Genomic DNA, 11568 nt, shown 5'->3' with positions numbered 1-11568 from the left:
CGGGTTCAAATCCCGTCGGAGCCGTTTTTTAAATTTTTATTTTGGTCTGATAGCTCAGTTGGTAGAGCACTTGATTGAAGCTCAAGGTGTCGGCGGTTCGAATCCGTCTCGGACCATTTTTTATATGTTGGAGGGATAGCGAAGTGGCTAAACGCGGCGGACTGTAAATCCGCTCTTTCGGGTTCGGCAGTTCGAATCTGCCTCCCTCCATTTTTTTTGGATTAAATTTCAAATTTGTTCCATAGGGGTATAGTTTAAAGGTAGAACTACGGTCTCCAAAACCGTCAGTGTGGGTTCAAGTCCTACTACCCCTGTTTTTTAAATTAATATCATGGCGATCGTGGCGAAGTGGTTAACGCACCGGTTTGTGGATCCGGCACTCGTGGGTTCAATTCCCATCGGTCGCCCTCTTTATTGGGCTATCGCCAAGCGGTAAGGCAACAGACTTTGACTCTGTCATTCGTTGGTTCGAATCCAGCTAGCCCAGTTTTTTCAAATAGCAACATCTCGGCGGTATAGCCAAGTGGTAAGGCACAGGTCTGCAAAACCTCTATCACCGGTTCAAATCCGGTTACCGCCTTTCCAGAAGTAAGATGGAAAATTGCATTCTTCATATCATGCCGGCGTGGCGGAATTGGCAGACGCGCTGGACTCAAAATCCAGTGCCCGCAAGGGCGTGCCGGTTCGACCCCGGCCGCCGGTATCAGACAAATAAGCTTGCGACGATGATTTCATCGTTGCAAGCTTATTTTTTTTTGCATCTATTATCGAGAACACAATTTATCATTTTCCGCCAGAAGACTCCCACCCCAAGGAATGAGGGCACTGCTCAATGAGTAGGTGGGAGATGAATGACGGTAGGCGTTAGCTTACATTTTTTTCTAGGATACTCTTTGCTTGCTGCGCACCTCCCCGTTTGATAAAGAACGTTTGTTCGTGTATCATATGCTATAGAAGGAGGTGAGAACCAATGCTCGTCAACAAAGCATTCAAATTTCGGATCTACCCCACCAAAGAGCAGCAAATCCTGATTACGAAGACCATCGGCTGCTCCCGTTTTGTATTTAACCATTTCCTGTCCGAATGGAACAAAATCTATAAGGATACGGGGAAGGGACTGAGCTACGGCACCTGTTCCGCCGGGCTGCCTGCGTTGAAAAAGGATCCATCAACCGCCTGGTTGAAGGAGGTGGATAGCGTCGCCTTGCAATCAGCCGTGCGGAACCTGAGCGATGCCTATGACCGGTTTTTCAAAAAACAGAACGATGTTCCGCGGTTCAAGAGTAAACGGAATCCGGTCCAGTCCTACACGACCAGACAGACCAACGGGAACATCGCCGTTTTGGGGAACAGGTTGAAGCTGCCTAAGTTGGGGTTGGTCAGGTTCGCGAAGTCCAAAGAAGTGGACGGCAGAATTATGAGCGCCACTGTTCGCCGGAACCCTTCAGGCAACTACTATGTTTCCCTTTTGGTCGATACTGAGGTCCAGCTATTGCCGAAAACGGGTTCCGCTTGCGGGGTCGATGTAGGCTTGAAGGATTTTGCCGTCGTTTCCGATGAGACTGTCTACGGAAACCCAAGGTTTTTCCGCAAACTGGAGCGGAAACTGACTAAAGAACAGAGAATCCTTTCCAAGCGTATGGAACAGGCCAAAAAGGATGGACGCAAGCTTTCCGAATCGAAAAACTATCAGAAGCAGCGTGTCAAAGTCGCCAAAATCCATGAACGAATCAGTAACGCCAGAACCGATTACCTGCAAAAGATTTCGGCCGAAATCGTCAAAAACCACGACGTCATCGGTATCGAAGACCTGCAGGTGTCCGGCATGCTGAAGAACAAAAAGCTTTCCAAAGGAGTAGCGGAAGCGTCATGGGCGCAGTTTCGGACGATGCTGGAATACAAAGCGAAATGGTACGGCAAGCAAGTCGTCGCCGTTGCCCGGAACTTCCCTTCCAGCCAACTCTGTTCATGCTGCGGCTACCAAAACAAAGACGTGAAGAATCTCGCCGTCCGAGAATGGGATTGCCCGCAATGCAGTGCCCACCATGACCGGGATCTGAACGCAAGCATCAATCTGAGAAACGAAGCCATGAGGCTTCTAACCGCAGGAAGCTGCGGGGATAGCCTACTAAGATAACCGGGGGATACTCCGGTGTTCGTAGGAATCTCCCACCTCTAAGAGACAGCGTAGGTGGGGGTAGTTCAATCCTTCAGATCCATTTGCCGAATACGGCGGGATTCTTCCAGTTTTATCGAATTCTTTAGTTTGTAGGTGTAATTTTTTATGTAGTCTTTCGAGAAAAAGCAAGCATAGAGCACGTTTAGAATGAACAATATCGACTCTTCAGTAGAAAAATTGCTGATCTTTTTGTAGAGTCCCTCCCTGTAGGAAGTGCTCAGAACGGTATCTATCTCCTGTCTCATATTTTTTTGGCACCAACCGCATACATTTGTTGTATACTGTATGCGAGAAGAGGTGATACCGTCATGAATATCTCTGAAGCTGCAAAAATTTCCGGGCTCACAGCTGCAACACTGCGTTATTATGAAAGCGAAGGGCTGATTCCTCCCGTAACCCGAAAAAATGGTGGGGTGCGGGATTACCAAAAAGACGATCTTGGTTGGATCGATTTCATCAAATGCATGCGCAGTGCCGGGATGTCGGTCGAGTCGCTGATTGAATATACGACCTTGTTCAGAAATGGGGAGCAGTCCGATGAAGCGCGCAAAAATATTTTGATCAGGGAAAGAGATCAACTGATTGCCAAACAGAAGGAAATCAGTGAAACGATCGAGAGGCTGAACGGAAAAATCAAAAGCTTCGAAGGCACGCTGCGGGCTTCCGAAGATAGTCTCCCGCATTAAAGATATCTACAGTTTTCATAGTTGGAAAAAAAACCAATACAACAGCATGAAGCCCGTTATGATTCACAAAAGAAATTGCCATCAGGCTTGACTTAACGCTAAGGTTAAGTGTTAAAGTCAAACTATCAAAGAATCAGAGGAGGAACATAATATGAAATCATTGGAAGAAAAAGTAGTCATTATCATGGGTGCTTCAAGCGGAATCGGTGAAGCGACCGCACGGCTATTGGCTGAAAAAGGGGCAAAACTGGTGATTGCGGCACGTCGCGAAGATCGCCTAGTTGAAATCAAAGATTCATTGCCGGACGCAGAACTTGTTTACAAGGCAGCGGATGTATCCAATTATGAGGATGTAAAAAAAGTGGTCGATTTGGCTGTCGAAACCTACGGGCATGTCGATGTGCTGTTCAACAATGCCGGGGTTATGCCTACCGCGCCATTGGTTGAAGGTCGCCGTGACGAGTGGCAACAAATGTTGGATATCAATATCATGGGTGTGTTGAATGGCATTTCAGCAGTTCTCCCACTGATGGCAGAGCAAAAATTTGGTCACATCATTTCGACCGATTCGGTAGCAGGGCACGTTGTCTATCCTGATTCAGCGGTATACTGCGGCACAAAATTTGCTGTGCGCGCCATCATGGAAGGATTGCGTCAAGAACAACGCAAGAATAATATCAAATCGACCATCATTTCCCCGGGGGCTGTGCTAACAGAATTGTACAAAACGATCAGCGACAGCAAGATTGCCGAGGAAGTGCACAAGGCACAAGTAGACCGGGGCTTGAGGTCGGAAGATATCGCTATGGCAGTAGTATTTGCGATCGACACGCCAGATCGCATGTCCGTCAGTGAAATGATTGTCCGCCCGACAACACAATCGATATAACATATATCCATTGAGGCGGTGAACGCGGTAGCGCAAAAAAAATTGCTGACTGGTGCTGCTTGCGGACCAGCCCAACTAAAAAAATCCCTTCCGACGTCAGCTGCACAACGTCGGAAGGGATTTTTTTGATGTAGTGATGAAATTATCGGGATCGGGTAATGCTGTAAAATGGTTTAAGCCAGAGCTGCCAGCATATCCTTTACAATCAATTCAGGTGTCAGATGGAACTGCTCATAAAGCGTTTCGAGCGGAATATTGTCCGTAAATTCTTTTTTCGCGCCGAAGTTCAAAACTTTGACAGCAGAAGCACCATAGAAGGAAGCAATCTGCTCACCGAAGCCGCCAGCCAATGAACCGTCCTCGAGCGTGACGACCAAGTCATGGGTCGCTTCCAGTTCTTTCAGTGTATCTGCATCGACCTCGGTGATGGAGCGCGGATTGATCAGAGTGATGTCCTCACCGGTTTCAACCTTCATTTGCTCAGCGACTCGTTCGCCAAGAGAAAGGAAAGAACTGAGCGCCAAGACCGCTATTTTCTTGCCTTTGCGGATTATTTCATAAGTTGGCGATTGGAAGTCAGCCAGTGTATTTTCTCTGGAGACGACCGGTCCGTTCGGCAATCTGATGGCAATCGGCCCTTTTTCCTGTTGCAGCGCCCAATCCAGCATCGCAAGCAGTTCTTCCTTGCTTGTCGGCGCAAGATAGTTGAAATTAGGGATGCTCTTGATCAACGGAATGTCGAACAGACCCAGATGCGTCACTGCGCCGCTTGAGATGGATCCGCCGCTGATGATCAGTACAGCCGGCAATTCGTTGATGCCCAGATCATGCGACAATTGGTCATAGGCTCTCTGCAGGAAGGTGCTCGAGTGGAAGACAACCGGTTTGACGCCTTGCGAAGCCAGTCCGGCTGCAAACGTAATCGAGTGGCCTTCGGCGATGCCGACATCGAAATAATGCTCCGGATGTGCGGCTTGGAAGGCATTCAGGCCGAACATGCCAGGGATGGCTGCATTGATGGCAGCCAGTTTCATTTCATCCTCATCGACCTTTTTGATCAGATGATCCATGATGATGGAATTGTACGATTCCCCTGCAGACTTTCTCAAGCTTTCGCCTGTTTCCAGGTTGAAAGGTGAACGCCAATGGTAGTTCGTTTTTTCCTGAGTGGCTTTTTCGTAGCCGTGGCCTTTTTCGGTGTGGACATGGAGCACGATCGGATGATCGATGTCTTTGATAGACTGGAAGGTTTCGATCAATTTTGCCAAATCATTTCCTTCCTCGAGGTAGCGGTAATCAAAGCCCAGTGCTCTGAACGGATTGTTGGCTGCTTCCCCATTTGTCGCGCGCAGCTCGGCCAACGAACGGTAGAGGCCGCCGGAATTCTCATCGATTGACATTTCATTGTCGTTGACGATGATAATAAGATTGGACCCCAATTCTGCCGCGTTGTTCAGGCCTTCGAAGGCGAGCCCGCCGCTCAGGGAACCGTCACCGATCAAGGCAACGACATTTCCCGTTTCCTTCTTCAGGTCCCGCGCTTTCGCCATGCCGACAGCGAGACTGATGGACGTGGAAGTATGCCCCACAGTGAAGAAGTCATGTTCGCTTTCATGCTGGGAAGTGTAGCCTGTGACGGAATCGAAGTTCTCTTTGTCGACGAAGCCGTGTTTGCGGCCTGTCAGAATTTTGTGAGGGTAGGACTGATGGGAAACATCCCAGACAATCTTGTCCTTTGGCGAATCGAAAACATGATGAAAAGCGATCGTCAATTCGGCAACACCCAAGTTGGGTCCGACGTGGCCGCTGACCTGGCTGACTTTGTTCAATACAAGAGACCTGATTTCTCCAGCCAATTGTTCCATCTCAATGAGGTTCAGTGTCTTCACGTCTGCGGGACTGTTCACTTTGTCTATGATTGTTGTTTGTAGTGTATGCAAATCAAAATCGCTCCTTTTGGTTGTGTGTGCAGTTCTCAAGAATGTTCCTGCTCGTAGTGTTCTATTTTCTTGTTCAGTATTTCCAGTGTTTTTCCTAGTTCGTTGTAACGTTCTTCCATTTTTTTCTGTTCTTCGATGAGGATTTCCTTCCTGGCAACGACGGTTTCCGTTCCCTTGTCGAATAGGGCTGTGTATTCGATCAGCGATTCGATCGACAGACCGGCATTGCGCATGCATTTGATGAAATTGATCCACCCGAGATCGGATTCTTCATATAATCGGACGCCACCGTTGCCTCGTTTTACCGGCGGGATCAAGCCGATCCGTTCGTAATATCGCAAGGTCACCGCGGTCAGCCCTGATTTTTCTGCTGCTTCTGAAATATTCATGTTTATCACCTCTGCTTGGCATAATTTGTTTTATAGGCAAAGCTTACAACTTAAAGTTAAGGTTAAGTCAAGCGAAATTTTCAAATGGATAAAATTTCCTATTTCCTGTTGACTTAAAGTCAAGGTTAAGTGGTAGAGTTGAGTCAGTTAAACGAATGAAAAAAAGGGGGCAATTATGATGAGTTTCAAAAAGGATTTTCTTTGGGGCGGTGCGACTGCCGCAAATCAGTGTGAAGGAGCTTTCGATTCAGATGGGAAAGGGCCGTCCGTTGCGGATGCGATGCCGGGCGGGAAGCAACGTTTCGCCATTTTGAATTCGCAGGAATTCGACTGGACGATCGACAAGGAAAAATATGGTTATCCGAACCATGTCGGAATCGATCACTACCATCGTTTCAAGGAAGATATAGCCTTATTCGCTGAAATGGGCTTCAAAGCCTACCGCTTTTCAATCGCTTGGAGCCGGATTTTCCCGTTAGGCGATGAGGAGACGCCGAATGAAAAAGGCTTGGAATTCTACGGAGAACTGATCGATGAGTGCTTGAAATTCGGGATCGAACCAGTCATTACTCTATCCCACTACGAAATGCCGCTATATCTGGCGAAGGAATACGGTGGCTGGAAAAACCGTAAGATTGTTGGCTTCTTCGAACGTTACGCTAAAGTCGTTCTTGAAAGTTTTGCATCAAAAGTTAAATATTGGATGACATTCAATGAAATCAATTCGGCTTTGGAATTTCCGACATTGTCGCAAGGGTTGATCCCGAGCACGGGTTCGGATGACTTCACGAACCGTTTTCAGGCTTGGCACCATCAATTCGTCGCAAGCGCTCTTGCTGTGAAAATCGGCCATGAGCTGCGCGAAGACATCCAAATCGGCTGCATGCAGATCTATGCGCCATTCTATCCATTGAATGCGCATCCGCAAAACCAGTTTTCTTCGCAATTCAAAGAGAGGGCTTTCGACTATTTCACAAGCGATGTGCAAGTAAGGGGGGCTTATCCGACTTACACGAACCGTCTGCTGCAGGAATATGATGCCAAAGCGCCGGTCATGGAGGAAGGCGATCTGGACCTGATCAAAAATTATACGGTTGATTACATCGGTTTCAGTTACTACATGAGTATGGCGACTGATGAAGTCGGAGAGCAGGGCGAAAGTGATGCGGCCTCAGGCAACCTGATGAACGGCGTCAGAAATCCGTTCCTGAAGGCGAGCGAATGGGGCTGGCAGATCGATCCGATGGGCTTGCGCGTTTCCATGAATGATCTTTGGGATCGTTATCAAGTGCCGTTGTTCATCGTCGAAAACGGTCTTGGTGCAAAGGACGTCAAAGAAGCGGACGGTTCCGTAAAGGATGATTACCGCATCGATTATCTGAAGGAACACATCAAGGCGATGCATGAAGCCGTTCTGGATGGGGTGGACCTGATCGGCTACACACCTTGGGGCTGCATCGACCTTGTGTCCGCATCCACCGGCGAGATGAGCAAGCGCTACGGATTCATCTATGTCGACCTGGATGACGAAGGCAACGGTACTTTGGAACGCTCAAGGAAAAAATCCTTCGACTGGTACAAAGAAGTGATTGCCACAAACGGCGAGAACATATTGGCGGATTAAGTTTGGAAAACTGATTCGACTCTAGGAGCGTGACGCAAACTGGTCCTCAGCTCCGGTGAGGGGGCGCTCCCCGGAGTACGAAGGTAACTTTCGGCCGCAACTCCGGCGAGGGTCTCCTCATCGGAGATGGCAACTCAGAATATTAGCTGAACTTCGGCGAAGCCGCTGTTCACCGGAGCTGGCGCAACAGAAGCGTCAGCGGTGCTGTACGCACCCAGAAAAGAAAAAAAGAAAACACGCACAGCCTATACCGGTGTGCGTGTTTTGGCATTCATAGAGTTTTTAAGCGGTTTGGGTTTCCAGAGCGGCCGATTCTTCCTCGACCTCGAAGTCTTCCTTCCGTAAGTGTTTCCGTTTGATCGCGTAGAAAAGGATGATCAGCAGATTGAAGGCAATCAGGATCGCCAACAGGATGAACAGATCCGTGGAAATGCTGCCGCCGAGTCCGAACAGCTGACGATAGGCATCGATTGAATAAGTCATCGGCAGATAAGGATGGATCGCCTCAAAGAATGGATTCGATAATTGGATCGGGTAAGTGCCGCCGGATCCGGATAGCTGCAGAATCAGGAAAATCAGCATCAGGAACGAGCCGACTTTATCAAAAAGCAGATTGAAGAACATGACGATCGACACCGAGACGACTGCGGTCAGAATGGACAGCAAGAGCAATTTTCCGATTGAGGACGGCTCCAAACCGTTCACGGTCACGAGAAGACTGACCATAATGAGGGATTGGCAGATGCCGACAGCGGAAAGGACTGAGATTTTGCTGGCCCACCAACTGCGGCCATTTTTCGGATAATTCCGAGGAGTGAAGATATCATACATCAAGTTAAGACTGATGGCGCCGACGAAGAGCGCAACGGACATCATATATGGTGCCATCGCGGTGCCGTTGTTGGCGACCGGAGCCGTTTCGATCTGGTTCGTGATGACCGGTTCAGCCATCATGGCATAGGTGCTTTCCGTGGCATCGACTTCATTCAGCGCAGCGCTGCCTTCCGACAGTTTGGCGCCGAGTTCATTCGTACCGCTGAGCAAACTTATCAGGCCGGCATTCAGCTGGCTTGATCCATCCGCCAATTGACCGGAGCCGTCACTGATTTTTTCAGCGCCGGCTGCAAGCTGACTGGTACCATCGGTCAGCAGACTGCCTTTTTCGACAAGCTGCGTGGTACCGTTGGCGAGTGCCTCTGTTCCGTCCTTGAGTTTTGCCGCGCCTGCTGCCAGGGGCCCGGTCTTCTCATTCAGAGTCTGTAAGCCGGCACTCACTTGGGTGTTGCCTTCGGTCAGGCTCTTTCCACCTTGAGCCAATTGTTCGGAACCGTTGCTGAGTTGGGATAGGCCGTCAGCAAGTTGTTGGGAGCCGCTTTGAGCGCTTCCGATGGCAGCCTGGAGCGATTTGCCACCGGTAAGCAGGGCTTGGGTGGTTGCACCAATCTGGCCGTATCCGGAAACGAGGGTTGTCGCGCCGCCGTAAACAGTGGCATAGCCTGCCGACAGACCACTGATGCTGTTTTGGAGTGCGGTCACTTGTTGCGTGATCGCTGAAGCATCAATACCGTTCAAACTGGAAAGTGCTGAGAGATCATTTGTGATCGTCTGTATGGAACTGGATTGTTCATTCGCAATGATCGCCATTTGCGCTGAGACAGCTTGGTTGACAGCCGCTTCCTGCTCGGCTGTCAATTCGGTTCCGCTTTGGGCGATTGCAGCCATGATGGCAACTGTGTTGCTGGCGGGATCCGCGGCAGCAATGATGGTGTTCAATTCTGATTGGGACGACGAAAGGGTGGTGCTGAGACCGTTCAGCTGGGACAATACGGCAGTCAAGTCCGCTGACAGGGCGGATTGCTGCAGCTGACTGTCGAGTGTTTCGATGCCGGTTTTTATTTGGTCGAGTCCGCCCTGCAGTGCAGCAAGTTTGGCTTGTTGCTCAGCACTCGTGAGATTCGTGTTCAGTGCGGTCAAGCCGTCAGTCAAGGCGGCGCTGCCAGCAGACAATTGGTTCATGCCGTTGTTCAAATTGTTCATGCCGGTCGATAGTGTGAGGCTGTTTGTGGCCAAGCTGGAAAGACCGTTGCTTAGTGATGTGCTGCCGGCAGCCGCAGTAGCCGCGCCGTCATTCAGTCGGCTGACGCCGGCTTCCAGATCCGGCATAGCGTCAGTCAAGGTACCCACTCCTTCGTTCAATGCCAAGGCGCCTGCATCCAGTTGGCCGACACCATCGAGATAGGTCTGCAGGCCGACAGCCAATGTATCGACACCATCACTGAAAGTGAGGGAACTGTCCGCAAGCACATGCAGATTTTGGCTCAAGCTTTCGTTGCCTTGCTTAATCTGGGTGGTGCCGTCACTGAGCTGTGCGCTACCATCCGCTGCCGTTTGCATGCCGTCTGCGACCGCCTGAAGCTTATCAAAGATGGTCTCCGCGTAGATGGCCGTCACCTCATCCGAGATGGTATCCTTGATTTCTTTGGCGGCAGAAGCCGTCAGTTTTGAAGCGATATAGCTTCTGCCTGCACTAGTCCGGTAAGTTAATTCCATCGGTTTAGGCGTTGTATCCAACAAGGTGGTTGCATTTTCCGAGAAGTTCTCCGGGATGGTCAGAGCCATGTAATAGGTGCCATCAGCCAGTCCGGTTTCGGCTTCTTGCTCAGACACGAAATGAAAGTCCATACTGCCGGACTCTTCTAAGCCGGCGACAAGCGAGTCACCGATACCCAAAGTTTCTTCATTATAGGAGACTGTCATGTCTTGATTTACGACGGCGACCGGTAGTTCGGCCAGTTTACCGTAGGGATCCCACATGGAACTGAGGAAGAGCACGGTGTAAAGGGAAGGGATCAGGCTGATCCCGAACAGGATGATTAATATTTTTTTCGATTTGAAAACAGACTTCCATTCTTGCTTCAACAAGATAGTGCACTTCCTTTATTTAAATTTCTGTAGATAGGACGATGGATTCCCAATCTACGTTTTCGACCCTGTCTGAGCCTTCGACCAAGAGCGAATCGAGTGTGTATTTCTGTAAGCGAGCTTTGAACTGCTGCTCTGCATCAAAGAAAACCTCGAGGACTTCCTTTTTTTTGTACTTGATTTTTTCCGCGCGTAAGAACACTTTTTCGGCCAGATTGGATGGCCGGACAAAGCTGTGCGTTCCTTCTATCGCTTCATAGATATGCAGCATCGTGATTTCTTCCGGAGTCAGGTTTAATTTGAATCCGCCGTCCTTACCGGCTTCGGAATCGACCAGTCCTGAAACGACTAGGGAGCGCATCACTTTTTTCAGATAGGAATCGGAGACGGACAAACGCTTGCTCAGGATGGCGCTCTTGATCGGACGCTGATCGATTTGGGTCGCCAACATGATCAGGATGCAGATGGCTTGTTCCACGCCGCTTTTCATTTTCATCATTTCCGCCTTCTTTCGTAGATATATTTTATCCATGGATGTATTTTATCTCTTAATGTCCGATTGTTCAAGTGAAGCTTTTCGTTTTGAGGCAAAAAAAATAGCCGAGCAAACCAAGAAGGCGGTTTGCTCGGTCTTTTCTTTAAGTATCAGAATATTTCAATTTTACGTTTGGAAAGTACAGTAGGTTCTTTTTTCGGAAGCACTAAGTTCAAGACACCATCAGTCAAAGTAGCTGTAATATCTTCTTCGTTGATGCCTTTCAAATAAATTTCCCTGTGAACGGAACCCGAAGAACGTTCTTGGCGGATGATTTGTCCTTTATCGTCTTTTTCGATTTTTTCCGATTTGCGGACTGCTGAAATGGAGAGAATGTCGTTGTCATAATCCACAGTGATATCCTCTTTGCTGTAGCCGGGCAGATCGGCTGTCACTTGATAGTT

General features: G+C 49.1%; 9 protein-coding genes and 7 tRNA genes. 11 read left to right on the top strand and 5 right to left on the bottom strand.

Going from position 1 to position 11568, the window contains the following annotated elements; all coding sequences use genetic code 11:
* Window positions 1–43: 43 nt before the first annotated feature.
* The 10 genes from WBV27_RS03585 to WBV27_RS03540 all read left to right on the top strand — a co-directional run bounded on the left by WBV27_RS03585 (window position 44) and on the right by WBV27_RS03540 (window position 3754).
* A tRNA-Phe gene (locus WBV27_RS03585) sits at window positions 44–116 on the top strand.
* Window positions 117–129: 13 nt separating this feature from the next.
* Window positions 130–210 (top strand) — tRNA-Tyr (locus WBV27_RS03580).
* A gap of 33 nt (window positions 211–243) precedes the next feature.
* A tRNA-Trp gene (locus WBV27_RS03575) sits at window positions 244–314 on the top strand.
* A 20-nt stretch (window positions 315–334) separates the two neighbouring features.
* Window positions 335–407: transfer RNA gene (locus WBV27_RS03570), tRNA-His, on the top strand.
* 8 nt (window positions 408–415) lie between these two features.
* Window positions 416–487 (top strand) — tRNA-Gln (locus WBV27_RS03565).
* A 22-nt stretch (window positions 488–509) separates the two neighbouring features.
* Window positions 510–580, top strand: a tRNA-Cys gene (locus tag WBV27_RS03560).
* Window positions 581–619: 39 nt separating this feature from the next.
* A tRNA-Leu gene (locus WBV27_RS03555) sits at window positions 620–703 on the top strand.
* 267 nt (window positions 704–970) lie between these two features.
* Window positions 971–2137, top strand: coding sequence for an IS200/IS605 family element RNA-guided endonuclease TnpB (gene tnpB, locus WBV27_RS03550; protein WP_424199484.1), 1167 nt, complete (start codon window positions 971–973; stop codon window positions 2135–2137).
* A gap of 350 nt (window positions 2138–2487) precedes the next feature.
* Window positions 2488–2865: a MerR family transcriptional regulator gene (locus tag WBV27_RS03545; protein WP_424199482.1), complete on the top strand. Its 378-nt coding sequence runs from the start codon at window positions 2488–2490 to the stop codon at window positions 2863–2865.
* A 151-nt stretch (window positions 2866–3016) separates the two neighbouring features.
* Entirely contained in the window at window positions 3017–3754 is a 738-nt protein-coding gene (locus WBV27_RS03540; RefSeq protein WP_424199480.1) for an SDR family oxidoreductase, read from the top strand.
* A gap of 173 nt (window positions 3755–3927) precedes the next feature.
* Here WBV27_RS03540 and WBV27_RS03535 read toward each other — a convergent pair whose 3' ends face one another.
* Window positions 3928–5694 carry a 1-deoxy-D-xylulose-5-phosphate synthase gene (locus WBV27_RS03535; protein ID WP_424199478.1) on the bottom strand — a complete coding sequence of 589 codons (1767 nt, stop codon included), beginning with the start codon at window positions 5692–5694 and terminating at the stop codon, window positions 3928–3930.
* 35 nt (window positions 5695–5729) lie between these two features.
* A complete protein-coding gene (locus WBV27_RS03530) occupies window positions 5730–6083 on the bottom strand; it encodes a MerR family transcriptional regulator (RefSeq protein WP_424199476.1) in 354 nt (117 codons plus the stop codon).
* A 175-nt stretch (window positions 6084–6258) separates the two neighbouring features.
* Here WBV27_RS03530 and WBV27_RS03525 point away from each other — a divergent pair, with 175 nt between their 5' ends.
* Window positions 6259–7707 (top strand): glycoside hydrolase family 1 protein, encoded by a 1449-nt coding sequence (locus WBV27_RS03525; RefSeq protein ID WP_424199474.1) that lies wholly within the window; start codon window positions 6259–6261, stop codon window positions 7705–7707.
* Between the two features lie 282 nt (window positions 7708–7989).
* Here WBV27_RS03525 and WBV27_RS03520 read toward each other — a convergent pair whose 3' ends face one another.
* The 3 genes from WBV27_RS03520 to WBV27_RS03510 all read right to left on the bottom strand — a co-directional run.
* Window positions 7990–10629 (bottom strand): YhgE/Pip family protein, encoded by a 2640-nt coding sequence (locus WBV27_RS03520; protein WP_424199472.1) that lies wholly within the window; start codon window positions 10627–10629, stop codon window positions 7990–7992.
* A gap of 19 nt (window positions 10630–10648) precedes the next feature.
* Window positions 10649–11128 (bottom strand): Rrf2 family transcriptional regulator, encoded by a 480-nt coding sequence (locus WBV27_RS03515; protein WP_319995530.1) that lies wholly within the window; start codon window positions 11126–11128, stop codon window positions 10649–10651.
* A gap of 146 nt (window positions 11129–11274) precedes the next feature.
* On the bottom strand, window positions 11275–11568 hold a 294-nt coding region (locus tag WBV27_RS03510), incomplete at its 5' end, for an Hsp20/alpha crystallin family protein (RefSeq protein WP_424199469.1).

The sequence above is a fragment of the Trichococcus sp. genome, from assembly GCF_049589555.1.
Classification (GTDB): domain Bacteria; phylum Bacillota; class Bacilli; order Lactobacillales; family Aerococcaceae; genus Trichococcus.
Note: the sequence above shows the minus strand (reverse complement) of the source record. Positions and strands in the feature narration are given on the sequence as shown.